This window comes from Microbacterium galbinum (assembly GCF_023101185.1).
GTDB classification, from domain to species: Bacteria; Actinomycetota; Actinomycetes; order Actinomycetales; family Microbacteriaceae; genus Microbacterium; species Microbacterium galbinum.
Genome location: NZ_CP078077.1, coordinates 1,771,542 through 1,797,627 on the forward strand (window position 1 = coordinate 1,771,542; position 26,086 = coordinate 1,797,627).

23 protein-coding genes are annotated in these 26,086 nt (G+C 69.3%); 13 read left to right on the forward strand and 10 right to left on the reverse strand.

Features of this window, described 5'->3' with window-relative positions; genetic code table 11:
• Nucleotides 1-103 precede the first annotated feature (103 nt).
• From KV396_RS08750 to KV396_RS08760, 3 genes are all read left to right on the forward strand, one after another.
• Nucleotides 104-949, forward strand: coding sequence for a MerR family transcriptional regulator (locus tag KV396_RS08750; protein ID WP_247955459.1), 846 nt, complete (start codon nucleotides 104-106; stop codon nucleotides 947-949).
• A gap of 314 nt (nucleotides 950-1,263) precedes the next feature.
• The gene (locus KV396_RS08755) at nucleotides 1,264-1,647 is read left to right on the forward strand and encodes a hypothetical protein (RefSeq protein WP_247955460.1); all 384 of its coding nucleotides are present in this window, start codon (nucleotides 1,264-1,266) and stop codon (nucleotides 1,645-1,647) included.
• Nucleotides 1,648-1,651: 4 nt separating this feature from the next.
• A complete protein-coding gene (locus KV396_RS08760) occupies nucleotides 1,652-2,461 on the forward strand; it encodes a nitroreductase family protein (RefSeq protein WP_247955461.1) in 810 nt (269 codons plus the stop codon).
• A gap of 86 nt (nucleotides 2,462-2,547) precedes the next feature.
• Here KV396_RS08760 and KV396_RS08765 read toward each other — a convergent pair whose 3' ends face one another.
• Nucleotides 2,548-4,077 (reverse strand): FAD-dependent oxidoreductase, encoded by a 1,530-nt coding sequence (locus KV396_RS08765; protein ID WP_247955462.1) that lies wholly within the window; start codon nucleotides 4,075-4,077, stop codon nucleotides 2,548-2,550.
• An 85-nt stretch (nucleotides 4,078-4,162) separates the two neighbouring features.
• Here KV396_RS08765 and KV396_RS08770 point away from each other — a divergent pair, with 85 nt between their 5' ends.
• The 4 genes from KV396_RS08770 (at nucleotide 4,163) to KV396_RS08785 (ending at nucleotide 8,856) form a co-directional block, all read left to right on the forward strand.
• Entirely contained in the window at nucleotides 4,163-4,558 is a 396-nt protein-coding gene (locus KV396_RS08770; protein WP_247633048.1) for a fluoride efflux transporter FluC, read from the forward strand.
• Nucleotides 4,555-4,917, forward strand: a complete 363-nt coding sequence (locus KV396_RS08775) for a fluoride efflux transporter FluC (protein WP_247955463.1) — start codon at nucleotides 4,555-4,557, stop codon at nucleotides 4,915-4,917. The genes KV396_RS08770 and KV396_RS08775 overlap by 4 nt, the downstream gene beginning before the upstream one ends.
• Before the next feature lie 75 nt (nucleotides 4,918-4,992).
• Nucleotides 4,993-5,610 carry a TetR/AcrR family transcriptional regulator gene (locus tag KV396_RS08780; protein ID WP_247633046.1) on the forward strand — a complete coding sequence of 206 codons (618 nt, stop codon included), beginning with the start codon at nucleotides 4,993-4,995 and terminating at the stop codon, nucleotides 5,608-5,610.
• A 9-nt stretch (nucleotides 5,611-5,619) separates the two neighbouring features.
• Nucleotides 5,620-8,856: an efflux RND transporter permease subunit gene (locus tag KV396_RS08785; protein WP_247633045.1), complete on the forward strand. Its 3,237-nt coding sequence runs from the start codon at nucleotides 5,620-5,622 to the stop codon at nucleotides 8,854-8,856.
• Nucleotides 8,857-8,965: 109 nt separating this feature from the next.
• Here the strand turns inward: KV396_RS08785 and KV396_RS08790 are convergent, their stop codons facing one another.
• On the reverse strand, nucleotides 8,966-9,853 hold the full coding sequence (locus tag KV396_RS08790) for an aldose 1-epimerase family protein (protein WP_247955464.1): 888 nt from the start codon (nucleotides 9,851-9,853) through the stop codon (nucleotides 8,966-8,968).
• Nucleotides 9,854-10,107: 254 nt separating this feature from the next.
• On the opposite strand from KV396_RS08790, the gene KV396_RS08795 reads away from it, so the two are divergent.
• Nucleotides 10,108-12,363, forward strand: coding sequence for a DEAD/DEAH box helicase (locus KV396_RS08795; protein WP_247955465.1), 2,256 nt, complete (start codon nucleotides 10,108-10,110; stop codon nucleotides 12,361-12,363).
• A 583-nt stretch (nucleotides 12,364-12,946) separates the two neighbouring features.
• On the opposite strand, the gene KV396_RS08800 is transcribed toward KV396_RS08795, so the two are convergent.
• From KV396_RS08800 to KV396_RS08830, 7 genes are all read right to left on the reverse strand, one after another.
• Nucleotides 12,947-13,486, reverse strand: a complete 540-nt coding sequence (locus KV396_RS08800; protein ID WP_247633042.1) for a YaeQ family protein — start codon at nucleotides 13,484-13,486, stop codon at nucleotides 12,947-12,949.
• A 61-nt stretch (nucleotides 13,487-13,547) separates the two neighbouring features.
• Entirely contained in the window at nucleotides 13,548-15,710 is a 2,163-nt protein-coding gene (locus KV396_RS08805; protein WP_247955466.1) for an intein-containing Rv2578c family radical SAM protein, read from the reverse strand.
• Nucleotides 15,711-15,772: 62 nt separating this feature from the next.
• The gene (locus KV396_RS08810) at nucleotides 15,773-15,916 is read right to left on the reverse strand and encodes a hypothetical protein (protein WP_247623594.1); all 144 of its coding nucleotides are present in this window, start codon (nucleotides 15,914-15,916) and stop codon (nucleotides 15,773-15,775) included.
• Nucleotides 15,917-15,939: 23 nt separating this feature from the next.
• Complete coding sequence (locus KV396_RS08815; RefSeq protein WP_247955467.1) at nucleotides 15,940-18,084, reverse strand: right-handed parallel beta-helix repeat-containing protein; 2,145 nt, start codon at nucleotides 18,082-18,084, stop codon at nucleotides 15,940-15,942.
• A gap of 4 nt (nucleotides 18,085-18,088) precedes the next feature.
• Entirely contained in the window at nucleotides 18,089-18,916 is an 828-nt protein-coding gene (locus tag KV396_RS08820) for a carbohydrate ABC transporter permease (protein ID WP_247955468.1), read from the reverse strand.
• Complete coding sequence (locus KV396_RS08825; protein WP_247633038.1) at nucleotides 18,916-19,890, reverse strand: carbohydrate ABC transporter permease; 975 nt, start codon at nucleotides 19,888-19,890, stop codon at nucleotides 18,916-18,918. Before KV396_RS08825 ends, KV396_RS08820 begins: the two co-directional genes overlap by 1 nt.
• Nucleotides 19,891-19,894: 4 nt before the next feature.
• Nucleotides 19,895-21,160 (reverse strand): ABC transporter substrate-binding protein, encoded by a 1,266-nt coding sequence (locus KV396_RS08830; RefSeq protein ID WP_247955469.1) that lies wholly within the window; start codon nucleotides 21,158-21,160, stop codon nucleotides 19,895-19,897.
• A gap of 225 nt (nucleotides 21,161-21,385) precedes the next feature.
• Between KV396_RS08830 and KV396_RS08835 the strand changes: the two genes are divergently transcribed.
• Nucleotides 21,386-21,685 (forward strand): hypothetical protein, encoded by a 300-nt coding sequence (locus KV396_RS08835; protein WP_247633037.1) that lies wholly within the window; start codon nucleotides 21,386-21,388, stop codon nucleotides 21,683-21,685.
• Nucleotides 21,685-22,026 (forward strand): hypothetical protein, encoded by a 342-nt coding sequence (locus KV396_RS08840; RefSeq protein ID WP_247955470.1) that lies wholly within the window; start codon nucleotides 21,685-21,687, stop codon nucleotides 22,024-22,026. The genes KV396_RS08835 and KV396_RS08840 overlap by 1 nt, the downstream gene beginning before the upstream one ends.
• A gap of 15 nt (nucleotides 22,027-22,041) precedes the next feature.
• Here the strand turns inward: KV396_RS08840 and KV396_RS08845 are convergent, their stop codons facing one another.
• Nucleotides 22,042-22,788 (reverse strand): FadR/GntR family transcriptional regulator, encoded by a 747-nt coding sequence (locus tag KV396_RS08845; protein ID WP_247633035.1) that lies wholly within the window; start codon nucleotides 22,786-22,788, stop codon nucleotides 22,042-22,044.
• Between the two features lie 109 nt (nucleotides 22,789-22,897).
• Between KV396_RS08845 and KV396_RS08850 the strand changes: the two genes are divergently transcribed.
• The 3 genes from KV396_RS08850 to KV396_RS08860 are packed head-to-tail and all read left to right on the forward strand — an operon-like array spanning nucleotide 22,898 to nucleotide 26,057.
• Nucleotides 22,898-24,052: a mandelate racemase/muconate lactonizing enzyme family protein gene (locus KV396_RS08850; RefSeq protein WP_247955471.1), complete on the forward strand. Its 1,155-nt coding sequence runs from the start codon at nucleotides 22,898-22,900 to the stop codon at nucleotides 24,050-24,052.
• Nucleotides 24,049-25,008, forward strand: coding sequence for an MBL fold metallo-hydrolase (locus KV396_RS08855; protein ID WP_247955472.1), 960 nt, complete (start codon nucleotides 24,049-24,051; stop codon nucleotides 25,006-25,008). Before KV396_RS08850 ends, KV396_RS08855 begins: the two co-directional genes overlap by 4 nt.
• On the forward strand, nucleotides 25,005-26,057 hold the full coding sequence (locus tag KV396_RS08860) for a Gfo/Idh/MocA family protein (protein ID WP_247633032.1): 1,053 nt from the start codon (nucleotides 25,005-25,007) through the stop codon (nucleotides 26,055-26,057). The genes KV396_RS08855 and KV396_RS08860 overlap by 4 nt, the downstream gene beginning before the upstream one ends.
• Nucleotides 26,058-26,086: the final 29 nt, after the last annotated feature.

Here is a 26,086-nt window from a genome sequence, read left to right on the forward strand (position 1 = left end):
CTCGATATTGTCAAGAGGTCGGGAAACTCTCGGGTTCGGGCCGCTTGACATTGACGCAACGTCAACTTCTACGGTGGAGACATCCACACGGAAGGAGAAGCGCATGAGCAGTCGGGACTGGTCGATCCAGGAGATCGCCCGCCTCGCCGGCACGACCAGCAGAACCCTGCGTCACTACGACGACATCGGACTGCTGGCGCCGACGCGCATCGCGGCGAACGGCTACCGCCACTACGACGAGACCGCCCTCGTGCGCCTCCAGCGCATCCTGCTGCTGCGCGAGCTCGGACTCGGGCTGCCGCAGATCGCGGAGGTGCTGGGCCCTTCGACAGGCTCAGGGACCCAGGGTGCCGAGGGCGCAGGGACCCAGGGGGCCGAGGGTGCAGGAACCAAGAGCGCCGAGGCATCCGCTCTCGAAACCCACCTCGCGCTGCTGCACGAGGAGCAGACCCGGCTGGCGCGACAGATCGCGTCGGTCCAATCCACCATCGACGCTCTGAGAGGAGGTGAAGAACTCATGGCAGAGAACATGTTCGACGGCTTCGACCACACGCAGTACAAGGACGAGGTCGAGCAGCGCTGGGGCGCGAAGGCCTACGCCGACGGCGACCGCTGGTGGCGGAGCATGACGGATGCCGAGCGCACCGACTGGAAGCAGAGGGTCGCCGACCTCGGTCGCGACTGGATCGCCGCCGCCGAGAGCGGCATCGACCCGGCATCCGAAGAGGCGCAAGCCCTCGCCCGCCGCCACGTCGAGTGGCTGACGGGAGTGCCGGGGACTCCGGCATCCGCCCCCGACGGTGACGTGAAGGCGTACGTGCTCGGACTCGGCGAGATGTACGTCGCCGACCCGCGCTTCGGCGCGAACTACGCCACCTCGTCGGGTGGCACCCACGGCGCGGAGTTCGTCCGCGACGCGCTCCGCGTGTACGCGGAGGCGAATCTGTAGGCCGCCCTGCGTCTCGCCCCGCTCGGTCAGGGACCGGTTTCACCAGCCGGCCCCTGACCGAGGAGCGAAGCGACGAGACGAGATGAGATGAGACGAAGGGTCGCCCAGGGCATTCGTTCGGGAGGATTTCTCGCGTTCGGCAGGATCGAAACGGCGGATGCTTCCTGCGGAGGGCGAGTTCTCCTCCGCTGCTGCGCGCGGGGGCCCTTCGTCTCGCTGCGCTCGCTCAGGAACCGGGAGGGTGCCGTACCCACAGGGGTGTTTCGCGCGCAAGGGGTGGTTCGGCGGAGGGGGCGCGGGCGTAAGGTCGGGGCATGACGTGGAGGCGAAGGCGGCGGCGGAGCACGGCCGCACCGCTGTTCGTCGTCGCGGCATCCGCCTACGGGGCCAATGCCGCGCTCGGCACCGCCGTGGCCGCGAAGGTCATCGACACGCGGAACTTCCGCTGGGTGCACCACGCCCTCTACATCGCGACGTGCGCCACCTGTGGCCTCGCCGTCGCCGCCGGTCTGTGGGCGCGCCCGCGCCGAGCGAGCCGTCGCGCCGCCCTCGCCCTGCTCCCCGCTGCCGCGCCGCTCGCGGCGATCCCCTACCTCGGCACGCACAGCGCACGGCATCCGCTCGTCGCGCTGGCCGCCGCCCCCTTCATCGTCGCGGGCGTCGTGTGCTCGCGCGTGCCGTCCGCCGACCGGAAGTGACCCCATGGAACTGCTCGACGCCATCCGCCGCCGCAAGACCACCAATGGCGGATTCCTGCCCGATCCGGTGAGCGAGGAGCACCAGCGCATCCTGCTCGAGGCCGCCGGGCGTGCGCCCTCGCAGCTGAACAGCCAGCCGTGGCGGTTCGTCGTGATCGAGAACCCCGACACGATCGCGCAGATCTCGCGCATCTCGGGCGAGAGCATGACCGAGGCGATGTCGAACGGCACGTTCTTCGAGCGCTACAAGCCGTACTTCCGTTTCAGCCAGGCCGAGATGGACGAGAAGCGCAGCGGGATGCTGTTCGACAAGCTGCCCGCGGCGCTGCGCCCCTTCACGAGCCAGGTGTTCACCAAGCGCGGGCAGAAACTCATGAACACGTTCGGCGTTCCGAAGACGCTGGGCGAGGAGAACCGCAAGCTCGTCGCCGGGTCGCCGCTGCTGCTGGGCGTGATGCTCGACCGCAGCGAGTACCGACCCGGGCAGCTCTCGTCGTTCTACTCGGTGTTCAGCATGGGCGCCGCGATGGAGAACATCTGGCTCACGACGGTCGAGCTGGGGATGGGTATCCAGTTCATCTCGTTCCCGATGGAGGTTCCGGGGCGGTGGGACGAGATCGTGCGGCTGCTGCGCGTGCCCGACGAGCTCGAGCTCATGGCCGTGTACCGGCTCGGCTACCTGCCGCCCGAGCAGCGCCGCCCGGCGATCGACTGGTCGAGCAGTCAGCGCAAACTCGCCTCGCAGTACGTCTTCCGCGAGGACTGCGAGACACCGCAAGAGGGGTGGGATGCCGCGCCCGCGCACGCGGACTGACCTCACCCGCTGAGGGGTCAAGACACGCCGCGCCCGCGGCATCCGATGCGGCGTGTCTTGACCCCTCAGCGGATGCCCGGGGCGCGTCAGCGCCGGCCGGTGCGGGGGAGTTCGCGGAGGTCCTTCAGTGCCGGGCCCTCGATGCGCGTGCCGTCGGCGGCGAAGCGCGAGGCGTGCAGCGGGCAGTCCCACGTGCACTCGGCGTCGTTCCAGGCGAGCACTCCGCCCAGATGCGTGCAGACGGCGTCGACCGCGCGCGTGACGCCGTCGACGGTCGAGACGCCGACCGGGAGACCGGCGCGGTTCGCGATGACCCCCTCGCCCTCGGCGGGGCGCGGTATCGGCACGGGGTGCGTCTCGGCATCCGTCCACCCCTTCACCGCCTCCTTGCCGACCTCGAGGCCCTCCTGCGCACCCTGGGCGAGATCGGCGGGAACCGTCATGCGCGTGGCGATCGTCGTCATCCAGTGCGGTCGCTCGCGCCACGGCGTGCCGAGGATCTCGGACGACAGGCGGATCGCCGCCGCCGGGCCGTTCGACAGCCCCCACTTCGCGTAGCCGGTCGCGAAGCGGATGCGGCCGAGGCCGCGCGGCATCGCGCCGACGAAGGGGATCCGGTTGTGCGACTGGTAGTCCTGCGCCGACCAGCGGTGCGTCTCCTCGGCGCCGGGGAAGTGCTCCTGCGTCCACCGCACGAGGTCTTCGACCGCCGCCTCTTCGCTGTCGGATCGTCCGACCGGATGCCCGTTCCCGCCCACCACGAGCTGGGCGATCCCGCCCGGGCCGTCGGCATCCGCCACCGGACGGATCGATCGGCTGGGCGAGTCCACCGAGAGGAACGTCTCGGCGGGCACCTCGCCCGGCACGCGGAACGAGACGCAGTACGACCGCATGCCGCTCGTCTTCGTGAAATACAGCCCGCGGTCGAGGATCGCGCTGCCGGTCGCCAGCACGACGTCCTTGGCGAAGATCGGCCCGACGGCGGTCTTCACGTGCGTCTCGGGGATCACCCGCACCCCGGTGGCGCGGATGCCGGTGTGCAGCGTGCCGCCCGCGGCGAGGAAGACGCGGGCCAGGGCATCCGCGACCTCGACGGGATCGATCGTCACCTGATCGTCGAGGGCCACCGCCCCGGCGATGGCGAACGGAAGCGCGCCGAGGTCGCCGGCCCCGAGCATCCGCGTCGGCAGGCCTGCTTCCTGCGCGGCGGCGTGCTGCGCCTCGAGGGTTTCGAGTCCGCTGCGGCCCTGGGCGTACGAGTGGTCGGTGCGGCGGAGGTACGAGACGTCGGCGCCGTCGGCGAAGGCGGTGAGCCAGTCCATCCCCGCGCGGTTCGACTCGACGTACGCGCGCACGAGCGCAGCCGGATGGTGCTCGCGGATCTCGGCCAGGCGCTTCCCCTGCAGGAGGGAGAGCTTGCCGGTGTTGCCGCCGGTCGCGAGCTCGGCGACATCGCCCGATTCGATGACGGCGACGTCGAGGCCGGCGCGGCTGAGCATCACGGCGGTCGAGAGACCCGTGATCCCGGCGCCGACGATCACCACGTCGTGACGCGCGCCCGGCTCGAAGGGAGTGCCGAGGGGAGCGGGGGCGTCGGACTTCCACAGGGGCTTCATGCGGGCCAGTCAACGCGGCCCGCACCGCACCGCCCACGCCCTTGACAAGTGCTCGGCGCGCCCTCGCGAGGAGTAGCGTGATGCCGTGACCCTCCGCCGCCTGCTCCTCGTGCTGGCCGGCGGCACGATCGGTACGGCGGCGCGGTTGGCTCTGATGCTGCTGATCCCCGATCACGGCGGATTCCCCTTCGCGATCCTCATAGCGAACATCGTCGGGGCGTTCCTCATCGGCGTCGTCGCGGCGCGGCTGCCCGCGTCGAGGGATCTGCGCGTGTTCCTCGCCACCGGCATCCTGGGCGGTTTCACGACGTACAGCACCTTCATGACGGGCACGCTGGCGCTCTGGGCGGATGCTCCGCTCGTGGGTGCCGCGTACGCCGTGGGGTCGCTCGTGTTCGGCCTCGTCGCCGCGGCGGCCGGGCTGCGCATCGGCCGTCCCCGACGTGATGCGGGAGTGCGTGATGCGGGAGCCCCGTCGTGAGTCTGCTGCTGTTCGTCGCGGCCGCGCTCGCGGGAGGTGCGGGCAGCGTGCTGCGGTACGTCGTCGATCAGGGCGTCGCCCGCTTCGCGGGCCGTCGGTACCCGTGGGGCATCCTGCTCATCAACCTCACCGGATCGTTCGCGCTCGGGCTCGTGACCACGGCTCTTCCGGAGCAGCTCTTCCTCATCGGCGCGGGGCTGATGGGCGGCTACACGACCTTCAGTACGGCGATGCTCGACACCGTCGCACTGCAGCGGGGCGGCGCACGTCGGGCGGCGGCCTTCAACGCCGTCGGGATGCTCGTCCTGGGGCTCCTCGCCGCCGGCGCGGGGCTCGCGCTCGGCGCGGCGCTGCGGTAGACGGCATCCGCTCCCAGCTTCCTCCCACCCCAAAAATGTACAAATGTACATGTACGGACGTACGGGAGGACTCCGATGGTGACGAAAGCGCGGCGCAGACGCGACCCTGAAGCGCGCCGCCGCGAGATCGTCGAAGCGGCCGCCGAGCTGATCGTCGAGATCGGCGTCGACGCCCTCACCCACCGCAAGGTCGCCGCCCGGGCGTGCGTTCCGCTCGGAGCGACGACCCAGTACTTCGACACCCTCGACGACCTGCGCGATGCCGCGCTCGGCTTCCTGGTACGCGAGATCGAACTGCGCATCGAGGCCACCCGTCAGGCCGTCGAATCGGTCGGTGTGACGCCCGAGGCGCTGGCCCGACTCATCACCGAGAGCCTCGCCGACGCCCGCGCCCTCGAGACCGACCGGGCCGTCGTGACCGCCGCCGTGCACGATCCGCGCGTGCGCGAACTGGCTCGGCGCTGGTCCGACCAGGTCGTCGAGTTCATCGCCCCCGTTCACGGACTGGACAGGGCGAAGGCCGCAGCCGTCTTCATCGACGGCGTACTCTGGCACGCCCAGATCAGCGACGACCCCCTCGAGGAGCGCCTCATCCGAGACGGCCTCGCCGGGATACTCACCCCGGGCAGCACCGCACCCGCAGCATTCGCACCCGCAGCACCTTCCCTCGCACCCGCACAGACAGCACCCTGAGGAACAACCTTGTCGAAACTCGCCGTCCTGAGCCTCAAGAACCGCGCGCTCATCGCCCTGATCACGATCGTCGCCGCGGTCTTCGGTGGGCTCGCGCTCACGAACCTCAAGCAGGAACTCATCCCCTCGCTCGAGCTGCCCGCGCTCGTCGTGATGACCACCTACCCCGGCGCCTCGCCGGAGGTCGTCGAGAACGACGTCTCGACGCCGATCGAGGCGGCGATCCAGGGCGTGCCCGACCTCGAGTCGACCACCGCCACGAGCACCACCAACGCCTCGATCATCCAGGCGAGCTTCACGTACGGCACGAACCTCGCGACCGCCGAGCAGAAGATGCAGCAGGCGATCAACCGCATCTCGTCGACGCTGCCCGAAGACATCGACCCGCAGGTGCTCGCGATCTCGATCAACGACCTCCCGGTGATCCAGGTCGCCGTGTCGGGCTTCGACGACGCCGACAACGCGCAGGCCGAGCTCGAGACCGTCGCGATCCCCGAGCTCGAAGACGTCGATGGCGTGAACGCCGCCGAGATCGTCGGCGGGGTCGGCCAGCGCATCACCATCACTCCGGACGTCGCGGCGCTCGCCGCCGCAGGTCAGAGCACCCAGGCGATCAGCGACGCGCTCGAACAGAACGGCACGCTGTTCCCCGGCGGTGACATCACCGAGAACGGCGAGACGCTCACGGTGCAGACCGGCGCGAAGATCGCCTCGGTCGACGAGATCGCCGCCCTGCCGCTCGTCGGCACCGACCTCACCGTCGGCGACGTCGCGACCGTCGTCCAGGAGTCCGACCCGATCAGCTCCATCTCGCGCGTCGACGGCCAGGATGCGCTGTCGATCTCGATCACGAAGCTCCCCGCCGCGAACACCGTCGAGGTGTCGGCCGGGGTCATCGCCGCGCTCGACGAGATCGGCGAGGCGTTCCCCGACGCCACGTTCACCGTGATCTTCGACCAGGCGCCGTTCATCGAGCAGTCCATCGAGACGCTCGCGGTCGAGGGCCTGCTCGGACTCGTGATGGCCGTGCTCGTCATCCTGCTGTTCCTGATGTCGGTGCGCTCGACGCTCGTCACCGCGATCTCCATCCCGACCTCGGTGCTCGTCACCTTCATCGGTCTGCAGGCCTTCGGGTATTCGCTGAACATCCTCACCCTGGGCGCGCTCACGATCGCGATCGGCCGCGTGGTCGACGACTCCATCGTGGTGATCGAGAACATCAAGAGGCACTACGTCGGCGACGCCGACAAGGGCGATGCGATCCGGCTCGCGGTGCGCGAGGTCGCGATGGCGATCACGGCATCCACCATCACCACGGTCGCCGTCTTCCTGCCGATCGTGTTCGTCGGCGACATGGTCGGCGAGCTGTTCCGGCCGTTCGCGATGACCGTGTCGATCGCGATGATCGCGTCGCTCCTCGTCTCGCTGACGATCGTGCCGGTGCTCGCGTACTGGTTCCTCAAGCCCGGCAAGCCGCTGCTCGACGAGAACGGCGCAGCCATCGACCCCGAGCACCAGGATGCTCCGCCCACCCGCCTGCAGAAGGCGTACCGCCCGATCCTCGGCTGGACGCTCAAGCACTCGGGCGTCACCGTCGTGCTGGCCGTCGTCGTGCTCGGTGCGACCCTCGCCGCAGCCCCCTTCATGAAGCAGAACTTCCTCGGCGACTCCGGTCAGAACACCATGACCATCACGCAGGACCTCGGCCCGACGGCCAGCCTCGAGACCAAGTCCGATGCCGCGATCAAGGTCGAAGACGCGCTCAGCGGCATCGACGGGATCGAGCACGTGCAGGCCTCGATCGGATCGAGCGGCTCCTCGGTGCGCGACGCGTTCTCGGGCGGATCCTCGGGCGTGACCTACTCGGTGCTCACCGATGAGAGCGCCGACCAGGAGAAGCTGCGCGCCGATGTGCAGGACGCGATCGACGGTCTCTCCGACGTGGGCGACGTGTCGGTGGCCTCGTCTGCGGGGTTCGGCTCGAGCGACATCGAGATCACGGTCTCGGCGTCGAACGGCGACGACCTCTCCACGGCGACCACCGCCGTGATGGACGAGCTCGACGGGCGCGACGGCATCGATCAGGTGAGCGACAACCTCGCCGCCGCCCTGCCCTACATCGCCGTGGTCGTCGACCGTGAGGCCGCAGCCCAGCGCGGGCTCTCGGAGGTCGCCGTCGGAGCGATCGTGTCGAACACGATGCGCCCGCAGCAGCTCGGCTCGGTCGAGATCGACGACACCGCACTCACCGTGTACCTCGTCACCTCCGAGCCGCCGACCACGGTCGAGGCGCTGCGCGAACTGACGATCCCGACGCCGCTCGGCCCGGTCGCGCTCAGCGATATCGCCACGGTCGAGCAGCGCAACGGCCCTACCTCGATCACCACCGAGCAGGGGCAGCGCACCGCCACGATCACCGTGCCCCCGGCATCCGACGATCTCGCCGTGGCGACGGCATCCGTCTCCGCTGCGCTCGCCGCGGTCGACCTGCCCGCGGGCGCGTCCGCCGAGATCGGCGGCGTCGCCTCGCAGCAGGCCGACTCGTTCTCGCAGCTGGGTCTGGCGATGCTCGCCGCGATCCTCATCGTCTACGTGGTGATGGTCGCGACCTTCAAGTCGCTGCGCCAGCCGCTGCTGCTGCTCGTGTCGGTGCCGTTCGCGGCCACCGGTGCGATCCTGCTGCAGATCATCACGGGCGTGCCGCTCGGTGTCGCCTCGCTGATCGGTGTGCTGATGCTCATCGGCATCGTGGTGACGAATGCGATCGTGCTCGTCGACCTCGTCAACCAGTATCGGGAGAAGGGGCTGTCGACGGTCGCCGCCGTGCAGGCCGGATCGGAGAAGCGTCTGCGGCCGATCCTCATGACGGCGCTCGCGACGATCCTCGCCCTCACCCCGATGGCGCTCGGCATCACCGGGCACGGAGGGTTCATCTCGCAGCCGCTCGCGATCGTCGTGATCGGTGGACTCATCTCGTCGACCGTGCTCACGCTGATCGTGCTGCCGACGCTCTACAACCTCGTCGAGGGTGCGAAGGAGCGGCGCCAGGCGCGCAAGGGCGGGGGAGCGGATGCCGCGCCGACGGACTCCGCCCCGGATGCGCCGGAGGGGCCCGATGCGGGTTCGGCGGGGTCCGCGGTGGCGGTGGACGAGCTGGAGCTCACCGAGGCCGAGGTGTCGGTCGTTGCGCACGGAGCGACGCTCAGCCGCCGGGAACTGCGCGAGCGCCCCTGGTTGTCGCAGTGATGCGCTGTCCCTGACTCAGGACGAAAGGCCCCGAATCCACGCGAAAGCCGTCGGATCCGGGGCCTTTCGGGTCGATCGTCCTGAGTTATTGCACGCGTCTGCCGGAGAGTCAGCCCAGCGAGATGCCCCAGTCGAGGGTCCAGGTCTCGCCCGGAGCGAGGCGTCGGACGCCGACGCCGCTGTTGAACGCGTCGGCGGGTGCGGTCATCGGTTCGATCGCGACGGCCAGGTCGTGGCCGGGGTAGTTCGTCGCCGTGTAGACCTGCACGAAATCGAAGCCCTCACCCTGCCAGAGCGTGAGGCGCCGGCCATCGGGCGCGGTCAGCGAGTGCCGCACGCGTCCGTCGGGGTCGCGCGCGAGATCGGTGAAACCGGTGTCGAGCTTCGCATCGCCCAGGCGGATGCCGTCGCGCAGGGCCGCCTCGACCGGACGGGTGCCGGTGGGCAGCATCCGCTCGTCGGTCTCGAAAGCGGTCGACGCCGGCACGCGCAGCACGAGGTCGTGCGCGTCGACATCGCCGATGGTCACGTACGGGTGGGTTCCGAGGGCGACGGGGGCCGCGGTTTCCGATCGGTTCGTGAGGGTGTGCGTCACCGCGACGCCGTCGTCGGTGAGGGCGTAGGTGACCGAGGTCTCGATCAGGTACGGGTAGCCGGTCTGCGGCACGATCGTCGCGCGCAGGGTGGCCGAGGCATCCGTCTGCTCGATCTCATAGGCGGTGAACCGCAGGAGTCCGTGGCTGGCGTTGCCGAACTTCGGCTCGGTGATCGCGAGCTGGCGGTCGGTGCCGTCATCGCTCCATCGGCCGTCGCGGATGCGGTTGGGCCAGGGTGCGAGGACGACGCCCGAGCACCCCGGAGTCGGCCGATCGAGCGGATACGGGGAGATCAGGTCGACGTCGCCGATGCGCAGCGCGCGCAGCGAGGCGCCGACCTGGGCGATCTGCGCGGTGACGTCGCCGCGACGGAGGGAGACCTGGATGCCGGTGGGATTCACCTCGCCATCGTATGGCCGCGGGGGAGTCTTTCAGGTGCGACCGGTATGCTGGGGAAGTCGGCTTCGGACACCCGCGCAGCGCGCGGACGTTTTACCTGTTTGAAGTGTGAGTCCAGGGGCCGATGGTGAGCGTCCATCGACGCGCATTCAACCATCACATGAATGGCCCCGGCCCTTGAGCGTCCGGCACCCCTGATCCACGGGTGCTTCTCCGCGTGCGCCGTGCTGTTCTCGTGCGAGAACGAAAGACACACATGCCGAAGAACAAGAAGCCCCAGGGCGGCCGAGCCGCTCGCAACTTCGAGCCGCGCTACGGCGCGAACAAGACCTCCTTCCACGACCGTCACCACGGCGCATCGTCGCGTGACGGCGGTCGCGACGAGCGCGGCGCACGATCGGATGCCGGCGACCGCCGCTCCGCTCCCGCCGCCGGTGGGTACGACCGTCGTCCCGGAAGCCGTAGCGCCGGCCACCGCGGATACCGTCCGGCCGAGGCCGAGTCGGGCGCCCCGAAGCAGCGCTGGGGTGCGCAGGAGCGCGCCGGCCGCGACGAGGCCCGCAGCATCCGCAACCGCGCCGAGTCGGGCCGCCGTGAGGCGCCGCACCGTCGCGACGAGCGTCCCCGTTTCGAGGGCGGCTCCGAGCGCCCCCGTTACAACGACCGCCCCTCGGCCGGCCGCCGCTTCGACGAGCGTCCGCGTCGTGACGACCTTGGGGGCGCCGAGCGTCCGCGGTTCAACGACCGCGGTGCCGACCGTCCTCGTTTCGATCGTGACGAGCGTCCGCGTCGTGACGATCGCGGCGGCGCCGAGCGTCCCCGGTTCAACGACCGCGGTGCCGACCGTCCCCGTTTCGATCGTGACGAGCGTCCGCGTCGTGACGACCGTGGTGGCGCCGAGCGCCCTCGGTACAACGACCGTGGCGCCGAGCGTCCCCGCTACAACGACCGCGGCAACGACCGTCCCCGTTTCGACCGTGACGAGCGTCCGCGTCGTGACGACCGTGGTGGTGACCGCCCCCGGTACAACGACCGTGCGGCATCCGATCGCCCCGAGCGTTCGTACGATGCCGACCGCGCCCGCCGCGCCTTCGACCGCGACCGCACGCAGCGCTCCTACGACGCGCCGGGCGAGCGCAGCCGTCCCTCGACCGGTGGCGCGTACCGCACCGACCGCCCGCGCCGCGACGAGCGTCCGAGCCGTGACGCGCGCCCCGGCCGCAACGACTGGAACGCCAAGCCGAAGGCCGCCTTCGAGCCGACCGACGACGTCGTGCACGAGCGCCTCGAGGCGAAGTCCGTCGCGGCCGTCGAGGTCGACGGTGTGAGCTTCGGCGACCTGGGCCTCGGCTCGAACATCGTCGAGACCCTCGCCGGCATGGGCGCGGCGACGCCGTTCCCGATCCAGGCGGCCAGCATCCCGGCCGTGCTCGGCGGGCGCGACGTGCTCGCCCGTGGACGCACCGGCTCCGGCAAGACCATCGCCTTCGGCGCCCCGCTCGTCGAGCGCGTGCTGCAGTCGCAGGCCGGCAAGCGTCGCGAGTTCGGTCGTTCGCCGCGCGCGATCATCCTCGCTCCGACTCGCGAGCTCGCCCTGCAGATCGACCGCACGATCCAGCCGATCGCCCGCAGCGTGGGTCTCTTCACCACCCAGATCTACGGCGGCGTGCCGCAGGGTCGCCAGGTGGGCGCGCTCAAGAAGGGCGTCGACATCGTGATCGGCACCCCCGGTCGCGTCGAGGACCTCATCAACCAGGGCAAGCTCGACCTCTCGGACTGCCGCATCGCGGTGCTCGACGAGGCCGACCACATGTGCGAGCTCGGATTCGTCGAGCCCGTGCAGCGCATCCTGCGTCACACCGCCGACGGCAGCCAGAAGCTGCTGTTCTCGGCGACGCTCGACCGCGAGGTCGCGGCTCTCGTCGACGAGTTCCTCGTCGACCCGGCCGTCTACGAGGTCGCCGGTGAAGACCAGGAGTCCAGCACGATCGAGCACCGCGTGCTCGTGATCGAGCACCGCGACAAGGCCGAGATCCTCACCTCGCTCGTCGACCGCGAGGGCAAGACGCTCGTCTTCGCCCGCACCCGCGCTTACGCCGACATGCTCGCCGAGCAGTTCGACGACGCCGGCATCCCCGCGGTCTCGCTGCACGGAGACCTGAACCAGGCCAAGCGCACGCGCAACCTCGAGCGTCTGACCTCGGGCCGGGTGAACGTGCTCGTCGCCACCGATGTCGCCGCCCGCGGCATCCACGTCGACGACATCGATCTCGTCGTGCAGGCCGACGCTCCCGATGAGTACAAGACGTACCTGCACCGTTCGGGCCGTACCGGCCGCGCCGGTCGCTCGGGCCGCGTCGTCACGCTCATCACGCGTCAGCGTCAGCGTCGCATGACCGAGCTGCTCGACCGGGCCGAGATCGACGCGCCGTTCGAGAACGCGCGCATCGACGACGACATCATCGACGAGATCACCGGTCGCACCCCCACGGCGGAGGTGCTCACGCGCTGAGCCGCGGGCGTGCGCCGCTGAGTCTTGGCCGCGCGCGGCTGAGGGTCGCGCGGGGTGAGGCGCGCGCGGGGTGAGGCGCGCGCGGGGTGAGGGTCGCGCGGGGTGAGGCGCGCGCGGTCTGAGGGTCGCGCGGGCTGAGGGTCGCGCGGGCTGAGACGCACGTGGGCTGAGGTTCGCGTGACCTGAGGAGTCACGAAAGGCCGGGTCGGAAGCATCCGACCCGGCCCTTTTCGACCCCTCGCGCGTGAGCCGCGGCACAACTTCGGAGTTCTGAGGCGACACGCCGGAGTACAGGGCGGTCGGCGCGGCGTGTCTCGCCCGATCTCCGAAGTTGTGCGGGCGGGCCGGGCCGGCGGGCGGGGCGTGCCGGTGCGCGGACGGGGCCGGCCGGCGGGCGGGCCGGTGCGCGGCGGGCGCACGCACATGACGGAGGAGATCGCACGATGCGCAGGAGCGGATCCGCGAGAGGCTCCTGCGGAACGAGAGATCTCCTCCCCAGGGCGCGGACGGTGCGGCCCCGTGAGGGGTCAAGACACGCCGTAGCGGATGCCGGGGGCGCGGCGTGTCTTGACCCCTCAGGGGGCTACCCGAGCTCGTGCTCGTGGATCGCGGTGGTGAGGTTGGCGCCGTTGAGATCGAGGTAGAGCACCTGCTCGGTGACCGTGAGGGTGAGCGTGTTGCGGCGCTCGATGTGCGGCGTGACCTGGTCGATGAACCCGGGGTCGAAGCTGAACACGCGCAGGTCCTCGGAGCGATGGATGCGCTTGCCGGCCCAGGGGAGCATAACCTTCTCGGGGTCGCGATGCGTGTAGACCACGGTGCGCTCGGCGAGGCGGCTGCCGTAGTGCAGGCGTTCGGCGTCGGGAGCGCCGACTTCGATCCAGGCGGTGATCGCGCCGGTGAGGTCGCGGACGAGAACGGCCGGCTCATCGGTCTTCGAGATGCCCTCGCTGAATCCGATGCCCTCGGCGAACTCGAGGCCGTAGGCGAGGATGCGGGTGATCATGTAGGCGTCGGTCTCGGACGGATGCCTCGCCACGCGCAGCGAATAGTCCTCGTAGACCCCGCGGTCGGTGTCTGCGAGTTGCACGTCGAACGTGTGGATGGTGGAGCCGGTAGCCATAGTCACCGAGCCTACGGGCCTGCGGCCCTCCGCCCCGACCAGCGGATGCCGCAGCCCACGCTCAGAACAGCATGGGCTGCGCGGGGGTCGAGGTCGCCGAACCGGTGGTCCGGAACGTGACGGCCGGGCTCGGACTGCCCGGTGCCCGCCCCGTCGTCGACACCCCGTCCTGACTCCAGATCGAGTCGACGTGGCCCTGTCCCGGACGGAATCCGCGCCGGGGGTAGTCGTCTTCGTGGCGCGCGTCGAGGCCGTGCAGCCGGATCAGCGGTTTGACCCGCTTCGCGAGCCACTGCCGATAGGGCTTCGGCGCCTCGGCGGACGCTCCCGGGTAGAGGCCGCGGTACGACGAGACGAGGTCGGGCCGGTGCTCTCCGAGCCACTGGAAGAACCACGGCTTCACACCCGGCCGCAGGTGCAGCGCTCCGTAGATCACCGTGCGCGCGCCCGCCATCTTGATGCGCTCGAGCGCGTGCGCGATCGCGTCGACCGAGTCGGTCATGTGCGGCAGGATCGGCATCAGGAAGACGGTGACGGGGAAACCGGCATCCGACAGCGCCTTCACCGTGTCGAGCCTCGCCTGCGTGCTCGGGGTTCCCGGTTCGATCGCCTTCTGCAGCTCGTCGTCGTACATCGCGATCGACATCTGCACGTCGATCGGCACGCGCTGCGCGGCCTTCACGAGCAGAGGGATGTCGCGGCGGATCAGCGTGCCCTTCGTGAGGATCGAGATCGGGGTGCCGGATGCCGCGAGCGTCTCGATGATCCCGGGCATGAGCTTGTAGCGCCCCTCGGCCCGCTGGTAGGGATCGGTGTTCGTGCCGAGAGCCACGGTCTCGTGCTGCCAGCTGCCCTTGCGCAGTTCGCGCTCGAGCACCTCGACGACATTCACCTTGACCACGATCTGAGAGTCGAAGTCCGACCCGCCGTCGAGGTCGAGGTATTCGTGCGTCCCGCGGGCGAAGCAGTTGTGGCTGATGACTCCGTTGGCGACGAAATCGCCGGTCCCGGTCGTGATGTCGAGGAGGTCCTGCACTTCACCGAGGGGTTCGATCGACACGACCCGGAGATCGGATGCCGTTTTCACAGCGGTTCCGATGATGTCGAGTTTTCGCGTGATGGCAGGTGAGGCGATCGCGAAGAACCTCTGGCGGCTGGGTAGCCCGCCCGTCACGCGCACGTCGCGGACTCCGTTAGCGCGCGCGCCTTCGACGATGTGGGGAACGTCGAAGGCGCGCATGCCCTGCTCGATCAGGCGGATGAGTTCGGGATCCCCATTCGAGATGCGGAGCACTCCGCGCGAACAACTCCCTTCCGCATCAAAGATGCCGCCGAGGAATCCAGCGAACCAGCTCTCGTTCGGTTCCTCGGGCGAGAGGATGAGTTGCTCGATCCGCTCGACTCCCGCCCGAGCCGCCGTGTGAATCGCGTTCGCCGCGCTCCGAGTCTCGGTCTGAGCGGCGAATGGTCTGGTCCTCGTCGGCACATCCTCAGCTTCGAGGAACTCCCGAGTCCGGTCGAGAGCCTCCGGATCGACCAGCGCCAGGCGGAACATGTGTACCTTCCGCACCCGCTCCGGGCTGGGATAGGTGCCGTGGAAGATCATTCCGTCTCCACGAATCATCCCGGCCAGGTAACCGCGTCGATAATCGGTGCTCGTCTGATCGATGTCTGCCCCCGCCGGCCCGATGCCGAACCCCGACAACCGGTTGTTCGTGGTGAGGTGTGGTCTCTGCCCGGACTCTGCGTCGGTGACGTGCTTCCATCCGCGCTCGGTCAGGAATCGGTGATCCCCGCTCGCGATGATCTCGGTGCCGTCGGCCAGCGTCACCCGATACGCCGCCTTGCGGGTCGACCACTTGGCGCGGATTTCGGTAGGCACATAGCGGCGGTACGCGCCCTCGCGCTCGGTGCCGATGATCTGGTCACCGATCTCCAGGTCGCGTAGGGGGCGCTGGTGCCCGTCGGCGCAGAGGATCAACGTGTCCGGCGAGACGCAGTAGACGCACGCATGACTGCATCCCCGATAGGGGTTGATCGTCCAGGCGAACGGCATGCGCGATGCGCCGGGAACCTGGTTGAGCGCCGACTTCGAGAGCACCTCGTGGAAGGTCACCCCGGCGAACTCGGGGGTCGCCACCGACCGCAGCACGCTCGACCGGTCTTCGAGACCGGGGAGTGCCGCGGCATCCGTGTCTCCGAGCTTCTGTCCCTGCCAACGCATGCTTTATTCGAACATGCATCCGAAGTTAATGCAAGCGAGGTTCGAAGAAAATGACGAAGAGGCTATCCCGTCGGTTCGGTCGCCCGGATCAGCCCGCACTCCACGCACGACCACACGACGAGGAAGCGCTCGTCGTCGAGGATCTCGAACGTCAGTGCTCCACCGCAGGTCGGGCAGACCAGGGGGTTCGGCACGTGCGCGTCCATCTCCTCAGCCTACGGACGTCCTCCTACCCCCGGGTCGGCAGGAACGGGTCGATGCCGGTCGGCGCACCCAGCGGATGCCGTCGCTCCGACACCGGTCGCGGCCCGGCGCCGCGCACATCCGGCACCCGGATGCCGAGACCCCCCGCCGGCGACCCCTCCCGCACGCGCAGATCGCGCGCTGCGGCATCCATGAACAGCGGATCGGCGGTGATCGAGTGCCGGTCGTGACCGAGTGCCGCCCACTCGTCGTCGAGGCGCTCGACGATCTCGAAACCGACCCGCCCATCCGGTCCCGTCGAGCGATCGGCGTTCGCCGCCCGCACCGCTCCGTCGAGCGGCGTCGCATCCCAGAACAGATTCAGGTCGCTGTCGATCCCGAAGCGCCGCAGGTCGCGGTGATCGGGGTAGCCGACGAACGCGGGCATGCCCTCGCCCACCACGATGTTGCGGTGGAACGTGAACGACACGTGCTCTTCGGGGCGGGTGATCGACACCTGGCCGTTGCGACCGAACGCCCACACGTTGTCGCGGATGATCACCTCGCGCCCGTAGTGCTGGTGGTAGGCCTGGCTCGACACGTCGTGCACCACGTTCTGCTCGATCACCACGTGCGACGAACCCTCGTCGAGGTAGATGCCCCAGCCGCCGTAGTTCGCGCACTCGATGTCGTGGATGTGGTTGCCGCGTACGACCGTGCCCGGCGCGATGCCGAGCAGGTAGACGCCGCCCATGTCGTTGAGCAGTCCCTGGCCGAGGTGGTGGATGTGGTTGCCCTCGATGAGGTTGCCCTCGGACGGGCTGTGCAGGTAGTCCCACATCCAGCCGACCGAGATGCCGGAGTAGAGGAGATCGCTGATCTCGTTGTGCGCGATCACGTTGTGCGATCCGTGCTGGAAGAGCACGGCGACGGCGTTGGGATAGACCTGACCGCCGCGCGCGATCGTGCAGTCGGAGACCTCGTTCGCGCGGTTGTACTCCGCCGCCAGGGCATCGATCCCTCCGCCCGAGCGCACGGCCCCGGCCCCCAGATCGCTGAACGAGACACCGCTGATGAGCGCCCCGCGCGTGCCGGGGCCGAGGCTCACGCCGTAGCCGCCGACGCGTGCGATGCCGCCGCCGATGAGCGCGCACGAGCGGGCGAAGTCGAATCGTACGGCGGCGGGGACGGTGCTCGCCGCCTGCACGTCGGCCGCGTACCGGCCAGCCGACGGCAACTGCGGGTCTTCGCGTACCCCGAACGGCGGCACCGCGGGCGGCACGACCTCGAAGTCCGCCTCCGCGAAGTGCACACCTTCGAACCGCACCTCGCGCACCGGCGCGTCGGCGGTGCCGTCGAGCGTCACGAAGGCGTCGGTCACGGGCATCCGCACGTCGAGCGCGTCGATGTCGACGCCGGGCTCCGGCAGGTAGAGCACGTGCGGACCCGACGCGCCGACCAGCTCGCCGGTCGCGTCGAGGTACCACTCGCCGGCGACCTCGCCGAAGCGTTCGGCGACGTTGTCGAGCCAGTAGCGCGCGAAGAGCTTCGCGGCATCGTCGCGCAGTGCGAAGATGCTGCGCAGCGAGCTCGTGAGGGTGCGGGTGTCGCGGTCGATCGCGGTGATCGGCATCCGCTCCTGCACCCAGTAGTGCGGCACGACGACCTCGACCGCGCGCTGCTGCGCGAGCTCGGGGACGTCGCCCTCGGTGAAGCGGAAGGACGCCGCCCCGTCGAACAGCGTGCCGACGAAGCTGCCCGCCGGGTCAAGGCCCTCCTGCTGCTCGACGCGCAGGAATCCCTCGCGCGGATGCCGGGGGCGCTCCGCCGCGACGCCGTCGACGTAGAGCCGCCGAGCCGCCGCCCGCGGCGAAGGCGCGGCGTAGGCCGCGACCCCGTTCACCGTCACCGGACGCCAGCCCGCCAGGCGCACGGATCCGCGCAGCACCGGCGGGTTCGCGGCATCCGTCGCCACCACCGCGGTGAAGGAGTCGGATGCCGTGAACGAGACGGGCTCGTGATGCCGGTACTCGCCTCCGGCCATCCAGATCACGGCCCGCTGACCCGGCTCGCGCCGTGCCCGCACGAGGGCGAGGCCGTGCGCCAGGTCGTTCGCGGGGTAGCCGTGCGAGCCGTCGGCGTAAGGCGACCCCTCCGGGTCGACGTACACCTCGATCCGGTCGGTGCTCATGGGATCAGCCCTTCGTGGCTCCGGCCGTGACTCCGGCCGAGATCTGCCGCTGGAAGATCAGGTACACGATGATGATCGGCAGCACCGCCAGCAGCACGCCGGCGATGTACGTCGGCACGTTGTCGGGGTACTGGCCGCGCAGCGCGCTCACGCCGACCATGACGGTGCGGTTCTGCGGCGACTGCATGATCAGCAGTGCGATGAGGATGTCGTTCCAGACGAACAGCGCGTTCAGGATGCCCATCGAGATCAGCGCCGGCTTGCCGACCGGGATCATGATGCGCGCCCACACGCCGAACAGGCCGTTGCCGTCGACGCGCGCCGCCTCGGTGAGCTCCTTCGGGATGCCCGAGTAGTAGGAGGTCATGAAGAACACGGTGAACGGCAGGAACTGCGCCACGTACGCGGCGATCAGACCGGGGAAGGTGTTGATCAGTCCCATGTCGCTGAGCACCTTGATCGTCGGCACCATGATCACCTGGAACGGGATCATCATCATCGCGAGGATGATGAGGAACGCGACCTTGCTGCCGCGGAAGGTGAGGTGGCTGAGCGCATAGCCACACATCGACGCGAGCACGAGCAGGATCGCGACCGAGAACACGGTGACGATGATCGTGTTCGCGAAGTAGCGGCCCATGTCGGCGTTGTTCCACGCGTCGAAGAAGTTCTGCACGTTGAAGGTCTGCGTGACCCCGAGACGATCGAGGACGTAGTCCTTGCGCGTCTTGAGCGAGATGTTCAGGCCGTAGAGCATCGGTGCGATCGTGGCGATCGCGAGCAGCATCATCGGTACGGCGATGATCCACTTGCCCAGGCGTTCGCGGCGCATCATGCCTCCTTCGTGGCGCGACGCAGCACGCGGATCTGGATCAGGCCGATGACGAGCACGATCAGCAGCAGGAAGACGGATGCCGCGGACGCGAGCGCCGGGCGGGCCTCGCCGTTGAGCTTCCAGATGAGGAACTCGGGCAGGTAGCTCGCCGCCCCCGGACCGCCGGCGGTCATCGTGTACAGCAGGCCGAAGAGGCCGGTGAGCATGCCGATCGTGGTCGTGACGAACACGAACTGGATGGTCTGGCTGAGACTCGGGATGATGACGTGCACGATCTGCTGCCAGAGGTTGGCGCCGTCGATCTTCGCGGCGTCGAGCAGCTCGGCGTCGAGGGTCGCGAAACCGGCGAGGAAGATCGTGAACGCCATGCCGAACGTCGCCCAGATGTGCACGACGAGCACCGAGGGCAACGCCGTGGTGGGGAGGCCGAGCCAGTCGACGCCCGGGACGTTGATGGTGTTCAGGGCGCCGTTGATCGGACCGTTCGCGGCGAGCAGGATGTTGAAGATCGCGCCGATGATGATCGGCGAGAGCACCACCGGCAGGAAGTACACGCTGCGGTAGAAGCGGTGGCCCGGGATCTTCAGGAAGACGAAGGTGGCGAGGATGCCGGCGACGAAGACCTGGATCGGCACGAACAGCAGCACGACCAGCACGTTGCGGGCGGATGCCTGGAACCGGGCGTCGCCGAGGAGGGTGAGGTAGTTGTCGAGGCCGACGAACTGCCCGTTGAGCTCCTTGTCTCCCGTGAACGAGAAGTTCACACCGAGCAGGAGGGGGTAGAGGCGGAAGACCGCGAGGATGAGGATGACCGGCAGCACCATGAGGTAGGGCGCGAGCCGTTCCGACGTCCACGGCTTTTTGCGCAGCGGCTGGCCGAGATCGCGGCGTGCGCCGCGTTCCCGGCGGCCGCGGCCCGGACCCTTGTTCGCGAGAACGAGGGTCCGGGTCGAGGTGGTGTCGATCGCCAAGGGATCAGCCCTCCGACGCTGCCAGCTGGGCTGCGGCGTCCTGCACGGTGACCTCGCCGCCGAGCAGCTGCTGGCCGAGGCGGTGCAGCAGGTCGAGCGTCTCGGCCTCGAGGGCGGTGTGGAGCAGCGGCTTGCTGCCCGCCGACTCCGCGACGATGTCGTTCGCCGACACGATGTCGGTGTCGAGCTCGATGGTCGTGTCGGACGTGATCTGACCGCCCGCGAGCGAGTAGGCGGCGAGGGCGTCGTGGTCGACCGTGGCCTTGATCCAGTCGACGCCGAGCTCCTTCTTGTCCTCGTTGAGCACGCCGTATCCGATGCCGCCCTCGGCCGGGAGGGCCAGGGTGGTGCCGTCGTTGACGGTGACCGGCATCATGAACCCGAGATCCTCGCCGAGGAACTCGTCGAACTGCTTCCAGTGCGCCGTGCCGCTCATGAGTCCGATGACCATGGCCGACTTGCCGCCCGAGAACAGGTCGAACGAGTCGTTGAACATCGCGGTGGAGTTCGCGCCCTCGTTGTACCAGCCGTCGGCAGCGGTGTCGGCCCACATCTGCAAGACCTGCACCGCATGCTCGCTCGTCCAGTCGCGGTCGCCGTCGATCCAGGCGTCGTACTCCTCGGGGGTGAAGACGCCCGAGCCGAAGCCCGAGAGGAAGAACTCGATGCCGAGGCCCTCCTTGTTGCCGAGCGCGAAGCACGAGGCATCCGTCTTCTCGGTGATCGAGGTGCAGGCGGCCGCCAGCTCGTCCCAGGTCTGGGGCGGGTTGTCGGCGTCGAGGCCGGCCCCGGTGAAGAGGGCCTTGTTGTAGTAGATCGGGAAGCCCTGGAGGAACATCGGGGCGGAATAGGTCTCGCCGTCGGCCTGGAAAGCGGGCCAACCGGCGAGGGTGTCCTCGAGGTCGGCGAGCTCGTCGGTGACGGGGATGAGGGAGTCGGCGCGGCTCTTGAGCTGCGTGCCGCCGTTGAACAGGGCGACGTCGGGGCCGGTGCCGGCCTCGATCGCGCTGCCGAGCAGGGTGTAGTACTGGTCGAACGGCTGGTTGACGATCTCGACCTCGACGTCGGGGTGCTTCTCGGCGAACGCCGCCTTGACGTCTTCGGTGTATGCGGCCGCGGCCTCGTCGGCGTCGCCCCAGTTCCAGACGACGAGCTTGTCGCTCGTGCCCGAGCCTCCGCCGGTCGATCCGTTCGGCGATGCTCCACCGCATCCGGTGAGTGCCAGTGCCGCCACGCCGATGGCGGCGGGGATGGCGATCCTTCGCTTCATTGCGATCCTCTCAACATTGATAGGGAAGTTGCTGCAGGGACCCGAGGGTGCAGGCCTTGCGTCGAAACATACTACGTCTTACGAAAACGATCAAGCAAACATCACATGACTGACGTTCGTCCATCGGTGCGAAGGGGGCTCGGTGAATACGATAGCCAACATTCGATGCGGAACCGGTCGAAAACTCGTACGACTTTTTGGACGATTAAGAGGTACGATTTACGTATGGTGAACTCGTCCGCACTGCCGATCCCCGTACTGCCGACGTCTGAAGCTCGGGCGCAGTTGCCGGACGCGCTGCGACGATTCCGCAAGGAGGGCGCTCTCTCGCGCCCGCTGGTGTTCGGGGGTCACCGTCGCGCCGAAGGCGTCGTCATCCCGTTCGACCTCTACGTCGATCTGATCCCGGCGATCGAGGATCTCGAGATCGCGTACCTGGTTCGTCAGAGGTCGGAGGCCGGCGAGACCGGCGAGCTGGCCGACATCGCGTCCGATCTGGGTCTCGACCCCGACGACTACCGCTGATGGCGGTGCCGCTGCGGCTGACAGCGCTTCTTCCCGGATTCCAGCACGACATCGACGCGCTTCCGGACCAGGCGACGAAGAAGATGGCACTCGACATGCTGGTGCTCGTCCGCGACGGGAGGGTGGCCGGCGTGAAGCTCGACTCTCGCGTCGCGACCGGCGATCTGGGTGACTGCTACGAGCTGTATTTCGACCCGGACGGTTCCGGGAAGCCTCGATACCGCCTCGTCTATCGATACACGCCCGATGAGGTCAGAGCCGTTGCCGTCGAGGCCGTCGCCGTCGGGCGACGAGCGAATCTCGACGCCTATCGACGCGCGATCGCCAACCTCGCGCGCTGAACGGTCGAGGTTCCGTCAGGAACGCTTCTTCGACGGCAGGCGGCGGCGCGACCACGAGCCGAGGATGTGCTCGCTCATCGCGAGGCGCGCGGCCTCGGCGTCGCCGGCCGAGATCGCCTCAAGGATCGCGGTGTGCTCGGCGAGGGTCAGCTCGAACGCATGCGCGGGGTCGACACCGGTGAAGCGGTCGCTGCCCACCGCATGAGCGATGAGCACGCGCGCGATGTTCTCGGCGAGACCGTTGTCGGCGAGCTCCATCACGGCGAGGTGGAACTTCACGTCGGCCTCGCGGAATGCCGCCGAGTCGTCGACGTGAGCCTCCATCGTCTCCAGGCTCTCGCGCAGGCGGGTGCGGGCGTCGTCGTCGACCGTGCGGGCGGCGGCGGCGGCCATCGCCGCTTCGAGCGCCCCGCGCACCACGCTGAGGTCGTCGAGCACGCCGAGGGTCGAGTCGTTCTCGATCATGGCGGTGAGCACCGAGGGGTCGAGCACGTTCCAGCTCGTGGAGGGATTCACGTGCGTGCCGCGCCCCTGGGCGACCGTGACCATGCCCTTCTCCTGCAGGCGCTTCATCGTCTCGCGGATGACGGTTCGGCTCACGCCGAACTGCACGCTGATGACGCTCTCGGGCGGCAGCAGGTCGCCCGGGGCGTACTCCCCGGTGACGATCGACTGGACGAGCTCGTTCAGCACGGTCGCGCCGATGCGATCGATGGGGGTGCGTGCGCGACCGGCGGTGGTGGCGTCTGCGGGCGGGGTCATGCCTGACACTCTATTGACCTCCGGAATGGGGCGGCAGAGGACACTCGCGAAACGACAGACATATGATGTATGTTGTTTTCACATTCGATCTCTCACACTCAAGGGCGACATGAAGATCACCGGCTACCGCACGCTGCGCACCGTCCACGACTGGGGGCGCCCCGTCGGCGACGTCAACGGGTTCATCGCATCCGGCGTCACCGACGTGCCGCTCGTGATCCTCGAGACCGACGAGGGCATCGAGGGTGTCGGCATGGGGTCGCACGCCGACCTCGAGCGCCTGTTCCCCGCCCTCGAGGGGCAGGACCCCCGCGCCGTCACCACCCTCTACGACGCCATGCTCGCGCGGGTGTTCAAGTCGTCGCACGGAGGCGCGACCTTCGGTGGCATCGGCGCCTTCGACACCGCGCTGTGGGACATCAAGGCCAAGCTCGCGGGTGAGCCGCTATGGCGTCTGCTCGGAGCCGGCGACCGCTTCGTGCCCGGCTACGCCTCCGGCCTCGATGCCGCCCTCGACGACGAGCAGCTCGCCGCCCTCTACCGCCGCTTCGGCGAGCGCGGCTACACCGCCGCCAAGCTCAAGGGCGGGCGCAACGTCGAGGCCGATCTGCGCCGCTTCGGCATCCTCTCCGACGTGCTCCAGGCCGGCGGTGCGGCACCCGCGCTCATGCTCGACGCGAACGAGTCGTGGAATCTCAAGCAGGCCGTCCGGCACGTCAGCGCCCTCGAGGAGCGCATCGACCTCACCTGGGTCGAGGAGCCGCTGCGGCGGTGGGATGCCGCGGGGCATGCGCGCCTGAGCGCGGCGATCAAGGCCTCCGTCGCCACCGGCGAGAACCTCACCGGACTCGAGCAGTACCGTCCCCTTCTCGACGCCGGCGGTGCCGACATCGTGCAGGCGGGCGCGGTGTGGGGCGTCACGCACTTCCTGCGCGTGGCGATCGCCGCGCACGCTCGCGATCTGCCCGTCAGCCCCGTCGGGCTCACCGCGAACCACACCGTGACGGCGGCCGCGGCGGCCGTACCGAATCACCTGTCGGCCGAGGTGCAGGATCTCGGGTCGCCGTTCGGCCTCGTGCTCGATCAGGAGTTCGCCGACGGCGGCGTCGTGCTCGGCGACCGTCCGGGCGTCGGCATCGAGGTCGACGAGGCGCTCATCCTCAAGGCCCGCAGCGAAGCCACCTGGCAGGAGCCCGCCGGGCCCCACGTGCGCTCGAAGCGCGCCGGACTCCGCCTGATCGACCACGGCACCTGGAGCGAATGATGCAGGTGCGTCACGGCATCCACCGCATCCAGGCGCCGCTCGGCGAGCGCTTCATCGCGATGTACCTGCTCACCGGCCCTGCGGGCGCCCTGCTGTTCGACACCGGTGTCGCCGACTCCGTCCCCGGCACCCTGCTGCCGACGCTGGAGGAGATCGGGTTCGATCTCGCCGACCTGCGCTGGGTGATCAGCTCGCACTGCGACTTCGATCACACGGGCGGCAACGCGGCGCTCGCCGCGGTCGCCCCGCACGCCGAGTTCCTGGCGGGCCGCGCCGATGTCGCCATGACCGAAGACGTCGAGGAGCTCATCGCCGGGCGCTACGGCGAGTTCGCCGCGCGCGACGGCTTCGACGATCCGCCCGAGACGACCGCCGAGGTGCGGCGTTCGACCGGTCTCGTGCCGGTGACCCGCGCCCTCGACGGCGGCGAGACGTTCGACCTCGGCGACCGCACGATCGAGGTGCTCGCGGTGCCGGGGCATTCCCCGGGCCACCTGGCACTGTGGGATGCCGCGAACGGCACCCTTCTCATCTCGGATGCCGTGCTCGGCGAGACGGTGCCGACAGCCGACGGTCGGGCCGCGTTCCCGCCCACCTATCGCGACACGGCCCGGTACGTCGACAGCATCCGTCGATTGCGCGCCCTCGACGCCGAGCTGCTGCTCACAGCCCACTACCCGGTCTACGAGGGCGCGGCGGTGGCGGGGTTCCTCGACGACTCGCTCGCGTACGTCGAGCGCGTCGACCGCGTGATCGAACAGGTTCTCGCCGGCGGGGAGGAGCTCACTTCGCTCGAACTCATCCGGCGCGCAGCGTCCGATCTGGGGCCGTGGCCCGCAGCTGCGGCCGCGTACCTGATCTTCCCGATGACCGGCAATCTCGAGCGCCTCGCGCAGCAGAACCGTGTCGCCGAGGGTGATCGCGACGGCATCCGCACCTGGCGGTGGGTCCCATGACCGCCGCGACGGTGCGCCTCGGCGCGATCGGTGCCGGCTGGTGGGCGACGAGCAATCACTTCCCGCTGTTCGCGGCGCGCGACGATGTCGAGCTCGTGGGCGTCTGCGGCAAGGGCGACGGCCTCGAAGCCGTGCGCGAGAAGTTCGGCTTCGGGTTCGCGACGGAGGACGCGACGGAACTGCTGGATGCCGACATCGACGCGGTCGTGATCTCCACCCCGCACGATTTGCACCACCCGCTCGCCGCTCAAGCGCTCGACCGTGGACTGCACGTGCTGTGCGAGAAGCCGATGACCCTGCACGCCGACGAGGCGTGGGATCTCGCCGCCCGCGCCGAGCGCGCCGGCACCGTCTTCCTCGTGCCCTACGGCTGGAACTACAAGCCGTTCACGGTGGCGGCCAAGCGGATGCTCGACGCCGGGGCGATCGGCGAGATCCAGTACGCCCTGTGCCATATGGCGTCCCCCACGCGCGGACTGTTCGGCACCGACCCGACGCACATGCTCGAGCGCTGGAACTCCGACACCGCTCCCGACCCGACCACGTGGTCGAGCCCCGAGCACGGCGGCGGGTATGCGCACGGCCAGATCACCCACTCCTCGGCGCTGCTGTTCTGGCTCACGGGGCTGCGCGCGGCATCCGTCGCCGGTCGTGCGATCACCGCCGGGGCACCGGTCGACCTGTTCGACGCGGGAGTGATCCGCTTCGAGGGCGGGGCGCTGGGGTCGCTCTCGGGGGCCGCGACGCTCGCCGACGGCGACAAGTACCAGGTCGACATCCGCCTGTTCGGCACCGAGGGCGTGCTCATGATCGACGTCGAGCGCGAGCGCGTGACCCTCAGCCGCTACGACGGCCGCCGCGAGGAGCTTGTGATCCCCGAGGGGGAGGGCGAGTACGAATGCCTCGTGCCGCCGGCCCGCTTCATCGAGCTGATCACCGGTGCGAGCCGTGAGAACAACTCCGACGTGACCGTCGCCGCCCGCTCGGTCGAGCTGATCGACGCGCTGCTGCGCTCGTCAGCCGCCGGCGGCGCCGACACGCCCGTCTGATCACGCCCGTCTGACAACCAGAGGAACGA